General features: G+C 63.3%; 16 protein-coding genes. 6 read left to right on the top strand and 10 right to left on the bottom strand.

Going from position 1 to position 18,561, the window contains the following annotated elements; genetic code table 11:
• Positions 1-8 precede the first annotated feature (8 nt).
• The 4 genes from V6767_RS03165 to V6767_RS03180 all read right to left on the bottom strand — a co-directional run bounded on the left by V6767_RS03165 (position 9) and on the right by V6767_RS03180 (position 5,920).
• Entirely contained in the window at positions 9-2,342 is a 2,334-nt protein-coding gene (locus tag V6767_RS03165; RefSeq protein WP_448472090.1) for a 3-hydroxyacyl-CoA dehydrogenase/enoyl-CoA hydratase family protein, read from the bottom strand.
• A complete protein-coding gene (locus tag V6767_RS03170) occupies positions 2,342-3,478 on the bottom strand; it encodes a thiolase family protein (RefSeq protein WP_448472091.1) in 1,137 nt (378 codons plus the stop codon). The genes V6767_RS03165 and V6767_RS03170 overlap by 1 nt, the downstream gene beginning before the upstream one ends.
• Positions 3,479-3,707: 229 nt before the next feature.
• On the bottom strand, positions 3,708-4,103 hold the full coding sequence (locus tag V6767_RS03175; protein ID WP_448472092.1) for a MerR family transcriptional regulator: 396 nt from the start codon (positions 4,101-4,103) through the stop codon (positions 3,708-3,710).
• Positions 4,104-4,150: 47 nt separating this feature from the next.
• A complete protein-coding gene (locus tag V6767_RS03180; protein ID WP_448472093.1) occupies positions 4,151-5,920 on the bottom strand; it encodes a long-chain-fatty-acid--CoA ligase in 1,770 nt (589 codons plus the stop codon).
• A gap of 213 nt (positions 5,921-6,133) precedes the next feature.
• Here V6767_RS03180 and V6767_RS03185 point away from each other — a divergent pair, with 213 nt between their 5' ends.
• Together V6767_RS03185 and V6767_RS03190 are read left to right on the top strand one after the other, a co-directional pair.
• Positions 6,134-6,682 carry an acyl-CoA thioesterase gene (locus tag V6767_RS03185; RefSeq protein ID WP_448472094.1) on the top strand — a complete coding sequence of 183 codons (549 nt, stop codon included), beginning with the start codon at positions 6,134-6,136 and terminating at the stop codon, positions 6,680-6,682.
• A gap of 22 nt (positions 6,683-6,704) precedes the next feature.
• Entirely contained in the window at positions 6,705-7,625 is a 921-nt protein-coding gene (locus V6767_RS03190) for an NAD(P)H-dependent flavin oxidoreductase (RefSeq protein ID WP_448472095.1), read from the top strand.
• Positions 7,626-7,670: 45 nt separating this feature from the next.
• Here V6767_RS03190 and V6767_RS03195 read toward each other — a convergent pair whose 3' ends face one another.
• Both V6767_RS03195 and V6767_RS03200 read right to left on the bottom strand, forming a co-directional pair.
• Positions 7,671-8,597: an electron transfer flavoprotein subunit alpha/FixB family protein gene (locus V6767_RS03195; protein ID WP_448472096.1), complete on the bottom strand. Its 927-nt coding sequence runs from the start codon at positions 8,595-8,597 to the stop codon at positions 7,671-7,673.
• Positions 8,597-9,358, bottom strand: a complete 762-nt coding sequence (locus V6767_RS03200; RefSeq protein WP_448472097.1) for an electron transfer flavoprotein subunit beta/FixA family protein — start codon at positions 9,356-9,358, stop codon at positions 8,597-8,599. Before V6767_RS03200 ends, V6767_RS03195 begins: the two co-directional genes overlap by 1 nt.
• A 383-nt stretch (positions 9,359-9,741) precedes the next feature.
• On the opposite strand from V6767_RS03200, the gene V6767_RS03205 reads away from it, so the two are divergent.
• From V6767_RS03205 to V6767_RS03220, 4 genes are all read left to right on the top strand, one after another.
• Positions 9,742-12,087, top strand: a complete 2,346-nt coding sequence (locus tag V6767_RS03205; protein WP_448472098.1) for a heavy metal translocating P-type ATPase — start codon at positions 9,742-9,744, stop codon at positions 12,085-12,087.
• A 128-nt stretch (positions 12,088-12,215) separates the two neighbouring features.
• Entirely contained in the window at positions 12,216-12,578 is a 363-nt protein-coding gene (locus V6767_RS03210; RefSeq protein ID WP_448472099.1) for a hypothetical protein, read from the top strand.
• Between the two features lie 70 nt (positions 12,579-12,648).
• Positions 12,649-14,064: a multicopper oxidase family protein gene (locus V6767_RS03215; protein ID WP_448472100.1), complete on the top strand. Its 1,416-nt coding sequence runs from the start codon at positions 12,649-12,651 to the stop codon at positions 14,062-14,064.
• Positions 14,065-14,287: 223 nt separating this feature from the next.
• Complete coding sequence (locus V6767_RS03220) at positions 14,288-14,752, top strand: YqaA family protein (protein ID WP_448472101.1); 465 nt, start codon at positions 14,288-14,290, stop codon at positions 14,750-14,752.
• A 267-nt stretch (positions 14,753-15,019) separates the two neighbouring features.
• On the opposite strand, the gene V6767_RS03225 is transcribed toward V6767_RS03220, so the two are convergent.
• The 4 genes from V6767_RS03225 to V6767_RS03240 form a co-directional block, all read right to left on the bottom strand.
• The gene (locus V6767_RS03225) at positions 15,020-15,238 is read right to left on the bottom strand and encodes a YrhK family protein (RefSeq protein ID WP_448472102.1); all 219 of its coding nucleotides are present in this window, start codon (positions 15,236-15,238) and stop codon (positions 15,020-15,022) included.
• A 307-nt stretch (positions 15,239-15,545) separates the two neighbouring features.
• On the bottom strand, positions 15,546-17,003 hold the full coding sequence (gene copM / locus V6767_RS03230) for a CopM family metallochaperone (protein ID WP_448472103.1): 1,458 nt from the start codon (positions 17,001-17,003) through the stop codon (positions 15,546-15,548).
• Between the two features lie 16 nt (positions 17,004-17,019).
• Positions 17,020-17,439, bottom strand: coding sequence for an RrF2 family transcriptional regulator (locus tag V6767_RS03235; protein WP_448472104.1), 420 nt, complete (start codon positions 17,437-17,439; stop codon positions 17,020-17,022).
• A 324-nt stretch (positions 17,440-17,763) separates the two neighbouring features.
• A complete protein-coding gene (locus tag V6767_RS03240) occupies positions 17,764-18,540 on the bottom strand; it encodes an SDR family oxidoreductase (RefSeq protein WP_448472105.1) in 777 nt (258 codons plus the stop codon).
• Positions 18,541-18,561: the final 21 nt, after the last annotated feature.

Here is an 18,561-nt window from a genome sequence, read left to right on the forward strand (position 1 = left end):
CCTCTTTCCTAGTTTCTCAAGGGTTTGCCGGTTTCGATGACGCTCTCGAACCGGTCGAGAGTCTTCTTGGTCTTCACGAGACGCATGAAACTGTCGAGTTCCAGTTCGAGAATTGTGTCCTCATCGACCGGATCGATGATGTCGGTGTCGCCGCCGGTCAAGACGGTCGCAAGCTCGCGCGCCACCGTCAGGTCGTGCGGCGTGGCGATCCCGCGCCGGGCAAAGCCCTCGGCGGCCATTTCCAGAGCGATCTTGCCAGATGGGCCGGGCAGAACGATCTCCTGCGGTTCCGGCGGCTGATAGCCTTCGACCATGGCAAGCGCCCTTGTCTTGGCATCGGCCAGAAGCCGGTAGCGGTTCATGGTCACGCCGTCATCCTTGCCGAGGAACAGGAGCTCGCGGGCCTCCTCGGCCGACTTGGCGACGGTCGCGGTCGACAGCATTTCGAAGACCTTGGCCGTTGCCGGCATCGGGCCCTTCGGGGCTGCCGGATTGTTCTGCCACCGGGTCAGCATTTCCCGGCATCCGCCCCAGGCCGGCACCAGGCCGACGCCGCATTCCACGAGGCCGATATAGGTTTCGGCATACGCCTGCACCGCATCGGAATGCAGCACGATCTCGCAGCCGCCGCCAAGCGCCATGCCGGAGGGCGCGGCGACCACGGGGAACGGCGCATATTTCATCTTGCGATAGGTGGCCTGACCGTTGCTGACCAGCTTCTCGATCTCGCCCCAGGCGGCGATATTGGCGGCAAACAGCGCGAGGCCGAGATTGGCGCCGACCGAAAAATTGGTGCCCTCATTATAGATCACCAGCGCCTTGTAGTTCTTCTTCACAAGCCCGATGGTCTTGTCGAGCAGCGTCATGATCTGATCGTCCATGGCATTGGCCTTCGAGGTGAACTCGAAGCAGACGACGCCGTCGCCGATATCCCAGGCCGATGCCGAACCGTTCTTCAGAAGCGGCTTGCTGACGCGCTTGATATCCTCGAGCATCAACACGCCCTCGGGCCGCTCGATATCGCGATAGCTGCCGTCCGGCTGGAGGGCCTGACGCTTTCCGTCCTCGATGCGGTAGAAGGTGCGCTCGCCGACCTTTTCGAGGAGTTCCGGGACAGGAATATTTTCCTCACGCATGCGAGAGACGAGCCACGGCGCGCCGATCATGTCGATCAGTTCGAACGGTCCCCAGCGCCAGTTGTAACCAAGCCGCATGACCTCGTCGATCGCGGCGATATCATCGGCGGCGTCGCCGACAAGGCTTGCGGCATAGGACAGCGTGTTGGCCATGACGCCGAAGGCGTAGCGGCCAAGCGGCCCGTCGATCTCCATCACCTGGCGCGGCTTGCGCGCCGCCTTCAGTTCGGGGCTCTCGACCTTTGCGGACGTGCTGTAGCGGCCGCTGCCGAGATCGATCGCCTCCTTGACCTTCCGGCCGCCCTCGCGGTTCAGCCGGTAGAAGCCGCCCTTGCCCTTGCGGCCGGTATAGCCGTCGGCGATCATCTGGTTGACCAGCGGCAGGTCGCGATTGGTCGCGTGGAACATGTCGCCCTCCGGCAACGCGCTCTTCAGACTTGCGCCGATATGCGGCATCAGGTCGAGGCCGACGAGATCGATCAGGCCGAAAATGCCGGTCTTGGGAATGCCGAAGGGCTTGCCCATCACGGCGTCGGCCTCCTCCACCGTCAGCCCCTCTTCGATCGCCTTCAGCACGCCGAGCTGGATCCAGGTGACGCCGAGGCGGTTGGCGACGAAGCCGGGACGGTCGTTGCAGACGACGACGCTCTTGCCGAGCTTGCGGTCTGCAAAATCGGTCATGGCGGCGGCGAGCGCTTCGTTCGTATCAGGCCCCGTCACCAGTTCCATCAGCCGCATGTAGCGCGGCGGATTGAAGAAGTGGGTGATCATGAAATCACGGACGAATGCCTCCGGCATGCCCTCGACAAGGCGGGCGAGCGGAATGGTCGAGGTGTTCGACGAAATCGCCGTGCCCGGCTTGCGCACGGCGTCGATCCGCCGGTAGAGCGTCTGTTTGACGTCGAGCTTCTCGACCACGACCTCGATGATCCAGTCGACGCCAGCGAGCTTTTCGAGATCGTCCTCGATATTGCCGGTTTCCACCAGTTTCGCGGCCCGTTTCGACATGAACGGCGCGGGATCGGCCTTCTTCATCCTGGCGAGCGCGGTTTCCGCGATCACGTTACGGTTGGCCGCGCCCTCCGGCACGATATCCAGCAGCAGCACCTTGTGACCGGCATTGGCGACCTGGGCGGCAATGCCCGATCCCATCACGCCGGAGCCGATGACGGCGACCGTGTTGATCTTGAATTCGGTATCAGACATCAGATGCGCTCCAGTATGGTTGCGATGCCCTGGCCGCCGCCGATGCACTGGGTGGCAAGCGCATATTTGCCGCCCTCGCGCTGCAACAGCGATGCCGCCTTGCCGACAATGCGCGCGCCGGTGGCGCCGAGCGGATGGCCAAGCGCGATCGCCCCGCCATCGATATTGATCCGGTCTTCGGCAAGGCCGAGATCGCGGATGCAGGCCAGCGACTGGCTGGCGAAGGCTTCGTTGAGTTCGATCACATCCATGGCGCCGGCATCGAGGCCCGCGCGCTCCAGCGCCTTGCGGCTGGCGCCGACCGGGCCGATGCCCATGATTTCCGGCGCGCAGCCGCTGATGCCGACGGAGGTCAGGCGGGCGAGCGGCGTCAGGCCGTTTTTCATCGCATAATCCTCCGAGCACACCAGAACGGCCGAAGCGCCGTCCGTCAGCGGCGAGGAGGTGCCGGCGGTGACAGTGCCGTCCGCCGAAAAGGCCGGTTTCAGGCCGGCCAGCGCCTCGGCCGTGGTTTCGGGACGGATGCAGCCGTCTTCCGAAACCGTTCCGCCCTTCACGCTGATCGGCACGATCTCGTCCTTCAGCCGGCCTTCGCTGCGGGCTGCCGTGGCCTTTTCCTGGCTCTTCACGGCAAAGGCTTCCTGTTGCTCGCGCGAAATCTGCCATTTGGTCGCCACGTTTTCCGCCGTGTCGCCCATGCCGATATAGGCGCCCGGGGTCTTGGCATAGAGTGCCGGGTTCGGCAGCGGGTTGAAGCCGGTCATCGGCACCCGGCTCATGCTTTCCACGCCCGCGCAGATGAACACGTCGCCGGCGCCGAGCTGGATCTGACCGGCGGCCATATGGATCGACTGCATCGACGAGCCGCAGAAGCGGTTGACCGTGACGCCGCCGACCGTCTGCGGCAGGTCCGCCATCAGCACGACGAGACGGCCGAGGTTGAAGCCCTGCTCGGCTTCCGGAAAGGCGCAACCGAGAATCAGGTCCTCGATATCCTCAACCTTCACCCCGGTCTTTTCGACCAGCCCGCGCACCACCTGGGCAGCCAGATCATCCGGACGGACACGGGCCAGTTCGCCCTTTGTGGCAAGAGAAAACGGCGAGCGCTGATAGCCCGCGATGACGACGTTGGTCATGGCATACTCCCAAGAAAGGTGATGTTTTGATTTGAAAATCGATCCGCAAAAGCCCGCGCCTTTCGGCCGCCAGGCACAATGCGGTGTCCGCCGGTTCCCCATGAGCGGGCAACCGGCCGTGAAACCGCGGCAGTGATTTCAGAAAACAGGAACGCCGGCATCCGTTTGAAAGGGACGGAAGAACCGGCGGCCATATGACCGCCCGGCGCTCTGGCGCAGCCTGAGCCGATCAGCTGGCGAGTTTGCCCGCCTTTTGCGACAGCCGCTCTTCGGTTTCGCTCACCACAGCCTTCAGCTCCGACAGGGTAAGATCGATCGCGACCTTCTGTTCTTCCAGAAGCTGGATGCGCTCGTGCACCGCCCGCAAAAGCGCCGTCAGTTGCTCCTGCTGGGTATGATCGACCTTGTAAAGGTCCAGAAACTCCTTGATCTCCTCGAGCGAGAAGCCGAGCCGCTTGCCGCGCAGAATCAGGATCAGGCGCGCACGGTCGCGCTGCGTATAGATGCGCGTCTTGCCGGCTCGCCCCGGAGTTATCAATCCCTTGGTCTCGTAGAACCGCAAGGCCCGCGGCGTGAGCCCGAGCTCTTCCGCCAACTGGGTCACGGTAAAAAACTGATCCGCCACGTAAAACTTTCTCTTTCTTGAACGATTCACCATAGCGGCCCCCTGACCTACGCGTCAACATGACTGTCTGCCTCCCCGGCCTTGGCCTTTTCGCCGTCATGAGAGGCACGACGTTCTTCCTCGATCAATTCCTTTTTCGAAAGCTTGCCGATCATGGTTCGCGGCAGCGAGTCGCGGATTTCGATGTCGCGCGGCAACTCGATCTTGGAGAGGCGCGGAACCAGGAATTCATGCAGTTCCTCGACCGTGACCTGCGCATCCTTGCGCAACGAAACGAAAGCCTTCGGCCGCTCGCCACGATAGGCGTCATAAACGCCGATGACGATCGCTTCGGCCACCGCATCATGCTCGTAAAGCGCCTCCTCGATGACGCGGGGATAGACGTTGTAGCCCGAGCAGATGATCAGGTCCTTCAGCCGGTCGACGAGATAGAGATAGCCGTCCTCATCGAGATAGCCGACATCGCCGGTTCGAAGCGCCCCGTCGCGCAGCACATGGGCAGTCTCATCCGGACGGTTCCAGTAGCCCGACATGACCTGCGGACCGCGCACCCAGAGCTCGCCCTTGACGCCTTTCGGCAGCAGCACGGCCGGATTTTCGGAATCCCGGATTTCCAGCGTCGTCCCGGCCATGGGAAGACCGGCGGACCCCGGACGGCCCGAACTGCCGTCCAGCGGATTGACGGAGACGACCGGCGAGCATTCCGTCAGGCCATAACCTTCCGCGAGCCGGCAGCCGGTCAGCTTTTCGAAATCGACGCGCACTTCGTTGGGCAGCGGCGCGCCGCCCGAGATGCACAGTTTGAGCGAACTGAGATTCACCTTGCGCGTCAGCGCAACGGCATTGATCGCGCCATAGATTGTCGGAACGGCAGGGAACAGCGTCGGCTTGCGCCGCTCCATCAGCGGGATCAGTTCATCGCGGTTGAAACGGGGCACCAGAAGCATTGAGGCGCCGATCTCAACCGCATAGAGCATGCAGACGGTCATGGCGAAGACGTGGAAGAAGGGCAGCACGCACATCACCATCTCTTCGCCTTCCACCAGCAGACCGCACTGGTCGCCCTGGTGAACCAGCTGGCGCGCATTGGCGACCAGCGCGCCATGCGACAACATCGCGCCTTTCGGCACCCCGGTCGTGCCGCCGGTATATTGCAGGACGGCGATATCGGAGGGGACGGTTTCGATTGCCGGAACGGGCGCGTTTTCAGCATCCCGGATCAGCGCATCGAACCGCAAATGTTTCTGATCCTCGGGAATGCGCGCCAGGTCGGAGCGCTTGAACAGGCGGAACAGCAACCCCTTCAGCGGCGGCAGAACCTTTGCCATCGGGCAGACGATCACCCGCTTCAGATCCGTCTCGCCGATGATGGGCCCCAGATTCTTGTAAACCGCCTCCAGATCGAGCGTGATCATGAACTCGGTTCCGGAATCACGAATCTGATCGCGAATCTCGCGGCTGGTGTAGAGAGGGTTGAAGTTGACGACGATGCCGCCCGCCTTCAGCACGGCGAAGAAACCAATGACCGAATAGGGAGAATTGGGAAGGCAGAGCCCGACGCGCGTGCCCTTGCGAACGCCAATGGAGGCAAGCCCCGCGGCAAACCGGTCGGACAGGGCATCGATCTCGCCATATGTCCAGGTTCGATCAAAGAATTCGACGGCCGTTTTATCGGCGAAGCGCGCGACCGATTCAGCCAGAAAAGCCGTTAGCGTGCCAGCGCTCAGGTTCATGGCGTCGTTGGCCGCGCCGGCCTCAGCGCTGTTGAGCGGCTTTGCTCCCTCGCTCGGGACTGCAGTATCGAAATCCTCTTGCACGCCTCCTCCTTCTTGCGCGAACACCCTCCTCAAGGCTTCTGTCCGCACAATTTTCCTTCGACATGACCATTACGATACCCTATAAACGTATACGTCATATTATTCAAGGCCGATGTTGACGGATCCGGCAGAGATCTGGAAAACGGCGTATTTCCATGGTTCCAGAAGGGTTTGGGGAACAACATGTATGTCTGGGGACGACTGATCAGGGCCATGATCAAAGCGAAATTCGCACCGACGATCCACCCGCCTGAAGATATCTCCTCGATTACTTTGAGGGTCTGGCCCCAGGACCTCGACATCAATATGCACGTCAACAATGGCAGATATCTGGCCTTCATGGATATCGGCCGGTTCGATCTGCTGGCACGATCCGGGCTCGGCGCACAGGTCTTGCGCGAGAAATGGCAGCCTGTTCTGACCGGGGTGAACGCCCGTTACCGGCGCTCGCTTGGCGTGTTTCAGCGGTTCCGGCTCGAAACCAGGGTTGCCGGGTGGACGGAGAACTCGCTGTTCATGGAGCACAAGATCATCCCTCTCAGCGGCCGGCACAAGGGTGAAGTCGCGGTGACGGCGACAGTGCGCGCGGTGATGCTGAAGGATGGCCGAAAGCTGCCCGCGACGGAAATGCTCTCCCCGCTCGGCCCGCTGCCGGAAAGCCCGCCGCTACCGGAAGCCTGCGCGCTGCTGATGTCGCCGGAGGAACGGGCAAGGGCGCGCAGCGCAGAGGGCGTAAACGCGCAAGACACGCGGGTCGGATGACCTGTCCGAGGAGGAGGAAACAATGCTGAACCCGACATCGCTTTCGGCGCGCCTGCGCCTGCCTGTGATCGCCGCCCCGATGTTTCTGGCCTCAGGACCAGAGCTCGTGACCGCCTGCTGCCGCGCCGGCATCTGCGGCACCTTTCCCGCCCTCAACCAGCGCACCAGCGACGGTTTCGCCGACTGGCTGCGCGCGATCGAGGCGGACCTCGCCGATGACGACAACCCTGCCCCCTTCGGCGTCAATCTGATCGTTCACAAGAGCAATGCCCGCCTTGAGGCCGACCTGAAGATCGTGGTCGCGCACAAAGTGCCGCTGGTGATCACCTCGCTCGGCGCGGTCAAGGCAGTGGTGGACGCCGTCCATTCCTATGGCGGGCTGGTCTTCCATGACGTCACGAATCGGAGGCACGCGGAAAAGGCGGTCGAGGCCGGCGTCGACGGCATCATCGCGGTCGCGGCCGGGGCCGGCGGTCATGCCGGCACGCTGAGCCCGTTTGCGCTGGTGTCGGAAATCCGCTCGTTCTTTTCCGGCCCGCTGGCGCTCTCGGGCGCAATCTCGACCGGCGCGCATATTGCGGCAGCGCGCGCGCTCGGGGCCGATTTCGCCTATATCGGCACCCGTTTTCTGGCGACAAGCGAAGCGATGGCCCCAGACGCGCACAAGCAGATGATCGTTGAAGGGCGCGCCGCCGATATCGTCTACACGCCAGCGATCTCGGGCGTTCCGGCCAATTTCCTGAGACCCAGCATCATGGCCGCCGGGCTCGACCCGGACAATCTGCCGCCGCATAAGGCCATGAACCTCGCCTCCGAGGCGAAGGCCTGGAAGGCGGTATGGTCTGCCGGCCAGGGGATTGGCGCGATTGACGACATCCCGACGGTGGCAGCGCTCGTTGACCGGTTCGATGCTGAATATCGCACTGCTTGCGCGCGGCTCTGAGAGCCGGCCGGAACCATCGTTCCAGCCGGCCCCGCCTGGCGTAACTCAGAGCTTTTCGGTCAGTTCCGGAACCGCGCTGAAGAGATCGGCGACGAGGCCGTAATCCGCGATCTGGAAGATCGGCGCTTCCTCGTCCTTGTTGATCGCGACGATCACCTTGCTGTCCTTCATGCCGGCCAGATGCTGGATCGCGCCGGAGATGCCGCAGGCGATATAGAGATCCGGGGCCACCACCTTGCCGGTCTGACCGACCTGCCAGTCGTTTGGCGCATAGCCGGAGTCGACGGCGGCGCGCGAGGCGCCAACGGCCGCACCCAGCTTGTCGGCCAGCTTTTCGATGATCGCGAACTGTTCGGACGAACCGACGCCGCGCCCGCCGGAAACCACGATGCGGGCCGAGGTCAGCTCCGGCCGGTCGCTTTCGGCCACCTTGTCGGCAACCCATTCGGACGCAAGCGCCGCATCCGGTGCGCTCACCGTCTCGACGGGTGCCGCACTGCCCTCACCCGCCGCTTCGAAACCGGACGTGCGGACAGTCACGACCCGCACCGGATCGCGCGACTTCACCGTCTGGATCGCATTGCCGGCATAGATCGGCCTGTCGAAGGTCTCGGCGTCGAGAACGGCGACGACATCGGAAATGATCATGACATCGAGACGCGCGGCGACGCGCGGCAGGATGTTCTTGCCGTCGCTGGTCGCCGGCGCGGCGATGACGCCGTAATCGCCCGCAAGCCCGACGATCAGTTCGGCGGTCGCTTCCGCCAGCCGGTGAGAGAGCGCATCGGCGTCGGCGACAAGCACCTTCGAAACGCCGTCGATGCGCGCGGCCTCGCCGGCGGCGTCGGAAAGGCCCGCGCCGGCAACAAGCAGGGTGACATCCCCGAGGTCGGAGACGGCCTTGACCGCGCGCGCAGTCGCATCGCGAACCAGAGTATCGCCGCTGGTTTCGGCAAGCAGCAGAACGGACATCACAGTACCCCCGCTTCGTTTTTCAGCTTTTCGATCAGCGCATCGACGGAATCGACCTTGATGCCGCCCTTGCGCCCTTCCGGCTCACGTGTGCGCACGATTTCGAGTCGCGGAGCGATGTCGACGCCGTAATCCGCCGCGGTTTTCTCCTCCAGCGGCTTCTTCTTCGCCTTCATGATGTTCGGCAGCGAGGCATAGCGCGGCTCGTTGAGGCGCAGGTCGGTGGTGATGATCGCCGGCAGTGCGACCGAAATCGTCTGCAGCCCGCCATCGACCTCGCGCGTGACCTCCGCACGGCCATCGGCAATATCCACCTTGGAGGCGAAGGTCGCCTGCGGCCAACCGAGCAGCGCCGCCAGCATCTGGCCGGTGGCGTTCATGTCATTGTCGATCGCCTGCTTGCCGGCGATCACCAGATCGGCCTTCTCGGCCTCGATGACGCTCTTCAGCAGCTTGGCGACGGCGAGCGGCTCGATATCGGTCGCAGCGCTCTCGGCGGCCACGATCAGGATCGCCCGGTCGGCGCCCATGGCGAGCGCGGTGCGCAGCGTTTCCTGCGCCTGGCGAACGCCGATGGACACGGCGATCACCTCTTCGGCGACGCCCTTCTCTTTCAACCGGATCGCCTCTTCCAGGGCGATCTCGTCGAAGGGGTTCATCGACATCTTGACGTTGGCGAGGTCGGGACCGGAGCCGTCCGGCTTCACCCGCACCTTCACATTGTAATCGATCACCCGCTTGACGGGCACAAGCACTTTCATGGCCGCATATCCTCCGTTTTCCCAGTACGGATAGAAATCTATCCCATCGGCGCCAATAGCTTCCCACGCCGAAATTACATATAGGTAAACTATATGACGTATAGGGAATATTACAGGACGCGTGGACTTTGCAAGCCCTTTCGAGCGTGACGCGCCGCCGCGCAAACAACCGGGGAAATTCTGGCAGCTGGGATAAGTGGAGTTGCTTCCTCACCTCGTCTTGGATGATTCCAGAGGCAAGCTCACTCATCCCTGCCTACTTGTGTTCGCCGGGGGATTTTCGTCATTCGATTCCGTCCATAAACCGGACGTGTTTGGTATTGACCTTCCAGTTGCTGGAAGGGCCATAAGGTGTGAGACCGACATCATCAGGAGGCCTCACAATGCAGCATTCGCACACGAGTCATGTGTCTGGTTCCGGCAATGGCGGAAATCCTTCGGACGAGGCCGTGACGCGCGATCCGGTCTGCGGCATGTCCGTCGACCGTGCCAGCGCGCGCCACATGGTGAAGCACGGCGGCGAAAGCTATTACTTCTGCTCCGGTGGCTGCCAGGCGAAGTTCGAGGCCGATCCGGAACGCTACGCGTCCGGTCCCGCCGAGGCCGAAGCGCAGCCTGAGGGCACGCTCTATACCTGCCCGATGCATCCCGAGATCGTGCAGGATCACCCCGGCAATTGCCCGAAATGCGGCATGGCGCTGGAGCCGATGACGCCTTCCGCCGATGCCGGCCCCAATCCTGAATATGTCGATTTCAAGCGCAGATTGATGATCGCCGCGCCGCTGGCGCTTGCCGTCTTCATTCTGGAGATGGGCAGCCATCTGGGCCTGCCCTTTGCGAACTGGTTCGGCCACACGCTGTTCGGCTGGCTGCAATGCGCGCTGGCGACGCCCGTCATGGTGATCTGCCGGCCGTTCTTCCAGCGCGGCTGGGCCTCGATCGTCAACAAAAGCCCCAATATGTGGACGCTGATCGCGCTTGGAACCGGTGCGGCCTATCTGTTCTCCGTCGTCTCGCTCGTCGCGCCCGGCCTGTTTCCGGCGGCGATGCGCGATTCCATGGGTATGGCCCCGGTCTATTTCGAAGCCGCCGCCGTCATTCTCGTGCTGGTGCTGATCGGTCAGGTGATGGAGCTTGCCGCGCGTGAACGGACGGGCGACGCGATCCGGGCGCTTCTGGATCTCGCGCCGAAGACCGCGCGCAAGGTCACCGATGGCGGCGAGGAGGACGTGCCCGTCGAAACGCTGCAGGCGGGCGACGTGCTGCGCGTGCGCCCCGGCGAAAGCGTGCCGGTTGACGGCGTCGTCACCGAGGGCCGCTCCTCAGTCGATGAAAGCATGATCACCGGCGAGCCGGTTCCGGTGGAAAAGAGCGAGGGCGAGCCGGTGACCGGCGGCACGCTCAACAAGAATGGCAGCTTCCTGATGCGCGCCGAAAGCGTCGGCTCGGAGACGACGCTCTCCCGGATCGTCGACATGGTCTCCAAGGCACAGCGATCGCGCGCGCCGATCCAGGCGATGGCGGACCGGGTGGCGGCCTATTTCGTGCCGGCCGTCGTGGCGGTGGCGATAATCGCCTTTCTGGCCTGGCTGGCGTTCGGCCCCTCGCCCGCCCTTTCCTATGCCTTCGTCGCGGCGGTTTCGGTGCTGATCATCGCCTGCCCCTGCGCGCTGGGGCTTGCGACCCCGATGTCGATCATGGTCGCCACCGGACGTGGCGCGAATGCGGGCGTGCTGATCCGCGACGCAGAGGCGCTGGAGCGCTTTTCCAAGGTCGACGTGCTGGTGATCGACAAGACCGGCACGCTGACGCAGGGCAAACCGGCGCTTACCTGTGCCGAGCCGCGGGACGGCTTCGACCGCATGGAGCTGCTTTCGATTGCGGCAACGCTGGAGCGCGGCTCGGAGCATCCCCTCGCCGAAGCGATCGTCGCCGGCGCACGGGAGGCGGAAGCGCCGGAACGCGAAAGCAGTGATTTCGACGCCATCACCGGCCAGGGCGTGACGGGAACGGTCGACGGACGCAAGGCGGCGCTTGGAAACGCCGCGCTGATGGAGGCGGAAGGCATCGATGTCGGCACCCTGCGGGAACGCGTCGCCACGCTTCAGGGCGAGGGCAAGACAGCAATGTACGTCGCCGTCGACGGCGCGGCGGCCGGCATCGTCGCGGTTGCCGACCGCATCAAGGACACCACGCCGGATGCGATCCGCGCGCTGCACGAGGCGGGCATGCGCATCGTGATGGCGACCGGGGATGCCGAGGCGACCGCGAAAGCCGTGGCGCAGACGCTCGGGATCGACGAGGTCCATGCCGGGGTAAGCCCGCAGGACAAGCATGACCTGATCGAGCGCCTCCGCAGCGACGGCCATTCGGTGGCGATGGCAGGCGACGGCGTCAACGACGCACCGGCGCTTGCGGCCGCGGATGTCGGGATCGCCATGGGCACCGGCGCGGATGTCGCAGTCGAAAGCGCCGGCATCACCCTGGTCAAGGGCGAGCTGACTGGCATCGTGCGCGCCCGTCACCTTGCCGAGGCGACCATGGCCAATATCCGCCAGAACCTGTTCTTCGCGTTCGTCTACAACACCGCGGGCGTGCCGCTCGCCGCCGGGATCCTCTACCCCTTCTTCGGCCTGTTGCTGTCGCCGATCATCGCGGCCGCGGCGATGAGCCTGTCCTCGGTCTCGGTCATCGGCAATGCGCTCAGGTTGCGGGCGACAAAGCTTTAGGATGTTTATGCTTTCGGGACCCGCAGCACGCCGGAATACGGCCCAAGATCGGCCATGATCGACCCGCATTGTCTTCAGGTCTCCGGGGCGCAGAAGATTTCCGGCGACGGACGGCGAATGGATTGGACATGAGGTTCGTGCAGACAATGAGAGCGGCGTTGCATGTGCTATGCATTGCCACGGTCATTCTTCTCGGCTTGCTGTCGCCCTCCATGGCGAGCGCCGCCACGCATTGCGAAACCGCGTCCGAAACCGCAATGCACCAGGCGCAGCCCGCCGGCGCCCTGCATGACATGGACCACCGCAGCGATCAACACCGCGTGAAAGACTGCTGCCTTGCGGTTTGCTGCCTGCAGGCCGGCATCCCGCCCGTGCAGCCGTCGGGTCTTCCGGCGGTCGTTGTCAGGGACCTGACCTTCCCTGATCTCTCCGCGCGCCTGAAAGGCCATCCCGTTCCGCCCGATCTCGAGCCTCCCCGCTTGCGCGCATGAACCGCCGGCCATGCCGGCCATCCTTCATGTGACAATGCCGGTCCGACGACCGGCCATCGGGAGAACGATCATGTATCGCAGACAATTCATGCAGAGGCTCGCGCTTGGCGCGGCGGCCTTGGGCTCCGGCCTGCCTATCACCTGGGCCAGCCCCGCGCAGGCGCAGCAGACGCCCATCAACCTTCAGATCACCAACCGCAATATCGAGGTGAACGGACGGTCCGCCAGCGTCTTCGGCCTTGTCGGGCCTGACGGCAGGCCCGGCCTCACCCTTGATGCGGAAAGCCCCTTCGATGTCAGCCTTGCAAACAACAGCGGCGAAGCGACGCTGGTTCACTGGCATGGCCTGACGCCGCCATGGGAGATGGACGGCGTGCCAGACAATCCGGCGCCGATGATCGAGCCGGGGCAGGAGCGCCGCTACACTTTCCCGCTCGCCGCTGGCGGCACGCACTGGATGCACGCCCATACGCTTCAGGAACAGAACCTTCTGGCAGCGCCGCTGATTGTCCTTTCGCAAGAGGACAGAAAGGCCGATGTTCAAGACGTTGTCGTGCTGCTTCACGACTTCTCGTTCCGCTCGCCCGAGGAATTGCTCGCCGGTCTGAAAGCGGGCGGCGGCCATGGCGGAATGATGGGCGGTCACGCCATGATGATGCAGGGCCACAACATGTCCGGCATGCAGATGGACCTGAACGACATCGACTATGATGCCTACCTCGCCAATGACCGGACGCTGGACGATCCGGAGGTGTTTGCCGTTGAAAAGGGCGGCCAGGTGCGCCTGCGGATCATCAATGGCGCCACCGCCACCAACTTCACCATAGACACCGGCACACTCCCCGGCCGTCTGGCGGCGGTCGACGGTCAACCGGTCGAGCCCGTTTCCGGCACGCGTTTCGGGATATCGATGGGCCAGCGCGTCGACATCATGCTCGACGTTCCGGCCGAAGGCGGCGCCTTTCCGGTTTTGGCGCTGCGCGAAGGCGCGCGCGAACGGACCGGCATCATCCTGGCAACACGCGGCGCGGCCGTCACCCGGATCCCCGGCCTCGGGGCGGAAGACGGGCCAGTGCTGGATCTGGCACTGGAAAGCCGGCTTCGCGGCCTTTCCGCCGTCGAGACCGGCCCGGAATCCCGCGCCTATGATCTCGTCCTCTCGGGCAGCATGTCCGGCTATGACTGGCGGATCGGCGGCGCGGACCGGATGCGCGCGCGCCGCGGAGAACGCATCCGGCTTTCCATGACCAACATGTCGATGATGGGCCACCCGATGCATCTGCACGGCCACCACTTCCGGGTCGTCGGCATCAATGGCAGGGCTGTGGACGGCGCGGTGCGCGACACCGTCTATGTGCCACCGATGGCCAGGGTGGATATCGCCTTTACCGCCGACAATCCCGGCCGCTGGCCCTTCCATTGCCACCACCTCTATCACATGGCGAGCGGCATGATGGCCTATCTCGACTACGAAGGGGCGAGCTGAAGCGGTTCCGGCAGGAGTTCCGACGGGCGTCCCGGCAGATGGGGCGCTCACACGATACTGTCATCGTTGATGTGCGCCATCGATCAGACTGCCCGCTTCCCCGCTAAGGCGGCGGGCATCTCGTGCGAATGGCCAGCCACACTGTGATCGTGCTAAAGACGCCGGCGCGGTGCTCCAGACGGCGCTTGCCACTAAGTTGAATGCCTTAGGTAGCGCCCGGTGCATGGCCACACCCGCGCCGACCAGAAATGTGGATGCGTTGTTCTCACTCGCCGGGCTTTTCGCAATTGCGTTCGTCGCAGCAACAATCTTGCCTGCCCAGTCGGAAGCCGCCTTGGTCGGCTTGCTGGTTCTCGGCAAGCAGTCGCCTGTCCTGCTGATTGTCGTCGCCACGATCGGCAACGTGCTCGGCTCCGCCGTCAACTGGGCGCTCGGACGCTGGATCGAGCGGTACCGGCAACGGCAGTGGTTCCCAGTCAGCGAAAAGGCTCTCGACCGGGCAACAGGCTGGTACCATCGATGGGGCCGCTGGAGCCTCCTTCTCAGTTGGGCTCCGATCGTTGGCGATGCCCTGACCATGGCAGCCGGCGTGCTGCGCGAACCGCTCTGGAGCTTCCTGATTCTCGTGACGATCGCCAAAGCCGGCCGCTACATCCTGGTGGCGGTCATTGCATTGGGGGTGCTGTGATGTGGCAATTGTCCCGGCACATCCTCGCGCCGCAGCGGGTCACCTAGCTTGCCTATGCGACTGTATCGGATCGTCTGAAAGCGCATTTGATCGAGTATCCTCTCTGCGTTTGCGCGAAACCGGCCTCGAAGCGGCGGGCTATTGAGCTTTTCCAGCCGCACCGACCGGCTGAGAATCCTTAAGGCTTTGATCGCCGAAGTCCCCCTTTTTTGTCGGGCCGGCGGCGATGGAGGCGCGACGCGACGGAGGAAACCCAGTGGTCGGCCATCACGTTTCGTCGGTTACATCCACCAGCAGACGCCCCAACGCGCCAATCAGCATAAAAAAGGAGCCGACGATAAAGAGCCAGACGCCCAGCGTTTTGTATTGCTCCAAAGAAGGCAGGAAGAAGATGCTTCCGACGAAGAAGCCGATATTGCCGAGAAGGCCGAGGGAAAGGTGGATCCATCCATATTCCCTGACCAGCGTGCGAATAGGGCTGTTCATTGTGCTCGCTTCCTTCAGTTGCGTGAAAGAAATCAACGCGCATTCGCTAAGCCGGTTCCAGCAAGGACGGGTCTAAGTCGGCAGCCGCTGGCATGGCGAAACCACTGGTCTCCTGTCAGTCGCTAGCTGGCCCATCTTTGCAAATGGACAGCTTCGGCAATAACACCAAATACAGAAAACCCGGCGCCTGAGGGCTTCGTGTTCGGTTCACCGGAATGGTCCTCATCTCATGAGGCAAGGCGCCCTGCACAATTGTCTTGACGCCTTGCAGTTGGAGAGAGCGGGGCAAGCCCGCTTCCTCGCCCATTTACTCGGTCTCGATACCGCGCTGACGTAGCCATGCGCGCATGGCGGCGATCTCCTTCTGCTGCTCGGCGATGATATGCTGCGCCAGCGCCATATTGGTGCGATCCGACCCGGCGGCAAGCTGGATGCGGGCCATGTCGATTGCGCCCTGGTGGTGCGGGATCATGCCGAGCACGAAGGCAACGTCGGGATCGTCGTGGCGCAGGCCATCCATCATCTCTTCATGCATGCCCATCATCGACTGTTCATAGGCTTCGGTCACCGTCAGCGTGCCGGCTTCCGGGGCTTCCGTTCCCTGCCCGCTATTGTCACCGTTCATATCCGGAGAGGCGATCGGACCGTGCGGGTACTCAAGCGAGAAGGTGTGGGTCGCCATCTCGGTCTGCTCGGTGCGCAGCTCGGCCATGGTCTGCGCATCCGGGCCGAAAAAGGCGGCATGAAGGCCCCAATAGGCGGTCGCGAAAATCACCAGCGCCGAGGCAAGGCCGAGCGGAACGCCGACAAGCGAGCGCCGGATCCAGCCCCAGAAATGAAGCTCCCGGGTATGGTCGACCGCGATGGCGACGATAATGGCCATGATCAGCGCGTGGCCGATCAGGTCGATCCTGCCGAAGGGATAAACGGCGGCATTGAAGATCACGAAAAGCGCGACGGCTGAAAGCCGGCGGATGAGCGGCGTCGCCAGCAGGCCGAAGCCCATGGTGAATTCGGCGACACCCGCCATCGGGATGAACATGTCGCGCGGGATGCCGAAGGTCAGGAACGGCTTTTCGACCACCAGCGGATAGAACCATTCCGGATAGGCGAATTTTTCCAGGCTCGACCACATTAGCGCAATCGCCACGCCCCAGCGCAAGAGTTCGAAGCGATGCTTGCGCCATTCCGGGCGGTTGGAGCTTTCAAGCACCAGATAGCCCGCGACCGCAACGCCAAGCGCCAGATAGTCGAGCAGGTGGAAGAACTCGTAATCGCGCAGCGCCAGAACCCACAGGAAGATGATGCCCGCTGCGGACAGCGGCATGGTCTTGCGCGACACGATGCCGGCGGCGATCAGCAGCTGCAGCCAGCTGACCCATTCGGCGGGCGTCTGCAGATCGGGCGTCAGATAAACGCCGCCGACCGCGAAAATCGCCACGAAAAACCCGGCGACGACTATGCGCATAAAGGCGTCAAGATGCCGCCAGAGCGGATCGGTCACCCGGTCCATGACATCCAGTGTGGCGGTACCGGCCGCGCTGCGCTCGATCAGCCGCGCGGCGATGAAAAAGACCAGGACCAGGACGATCCCGGTCCAGAAATAGGGATCGCTCAGCGTGCGCGTGAGCGGCGCTGGCGCCGCGTCGACGATATAGGGCGCGAACCACTTCACATGGGCGGAGGCCGAAACCGGGACCAGGGCGGCGCCCATGCCGAGAAGCCCGGCAAGGAATCGGTTGTTTTTTTGGTTGGGGGAAAACATGGAGTGCCTCCTTTAGTCAGGCAATAGCCGGCTTTTCTGCCGGCAGGGCAATGTCGGCGAGTGTCTTGCGATCACACTCGGCCAGAAAGGCTGCTTCAGCAGCGGCAAGTGTATGTTTGAGGCGACAGACCGGCGTGACGCTGCAATCGCCGTCCGGCGAAAAGCACTCGACGAGGGACTGCCCCTCTTCGAGAAGCCGAATGATTTCGCCAAGTCCGATGTCGGCGGCGGGACGCGCTAGCACCGCGCCGCCGCCCGCTCCCCTGCGGGTATCGACGATGCCGTGATGGGCAAGCCGCTGCATGATCTTGTTCAGGTGATTGCGGGAGACCTTGAACTCCTCGGCGATCTCCGCCGTCGAGAACACCCGCTCGGGATCGCTTGCCATCCGCATGAGGGCGCGCAGCCCGTAATCCGTAAAGCTCGTCAGTCGCATGATCCGCCATAACCTTTAATTGGCATTTAAAATACCAATTAAAGGTTATTTTGCTAGGTGGCAACAAGGCGCTGCGGCAGTTCTGCTATGTGTTTTAGACATGCCTCTTCAAGGAGATGACCTCGCACCCAAGAACCTTGAACCCATATTACCGGTTCACATAAAATGGACGCCGCGAACGCCTGCTCGATGCACCGCGGCGCATCGGGCATCATCTTCCTGTGGTTTCTGACGCTTGGCGCAGCGCAGTCCAACCGGCGACGGATCTCGTCGTCATCCGTGGCTGGTTTTCGAGTGGCTCATGATGCGCCCCTTTAAAAAGGTTCAGCGCAGCAGCCCCTGACCGCCATCCACCCAGACCGGGGTGCCGGTGACGTGCCTGGCCTTTTCCGAGATCAGGAAAGCGATGACGGCTGCAACATCTTCGCTGCGGCCGGGCGCGCCGCCCGTCAGCGGAATGCGGCCTTCGGGCCATTCGCTTGGAATGCCGCTCTTTTCGGCATGGCGGATATTGGTGTTGTCGTCGATCTCGGTTTCGATGGCGCCGGGGCAGACGGCGTTGATGCGGATCGATGACTTTCCCAGCTCCGGCGCGAGTTGCTGGACCATGGCGAGTTGAGCGGCCTTGGTGGCGGTGTAGGCCGTGGCGCCGGGCGAGGAGAAGGTGCGCGTGCCGTTGATCGAGGAGACCACCACGATCGACCCGCCGCCGGCCGCCCTGAGGTGCGGTACGCTCGCGCGGATCGTCAGAAACGTGCCGCGCAGGTTGATGGCGATGGTGTGGTCGAACTCCTTGGGCTCGAGTTCATCAATTGGAGCCCAGACGCCATTGACGCCTGCATTGGCGACGACGGCGTCGAGCCGGCCGTGTTTCGAAACCAGTTTGTCCACGGCTGCGGCCATCTCCTCCTCGTGGGCCACGTCGGCGGAGAGCTCGATCGCCGTGCCGCCACTGGCTTCGATTTCCTCGACCGTTTTTCGGTTTTCCTCCGGTGTATGGCCCAGGACGCCGACGACATAGCCATCTGCCGCCAGCGCCAGTGCCGCCGCCCTGCCAATGCCGGAACCGGCTCCGGTGACCAGCGCTACTGATTTTTTCATGGGTCGTTCTCCTGTTGCTTT

The organism is Martelella sp. FLE1502 (assembly GCF_053484255.1).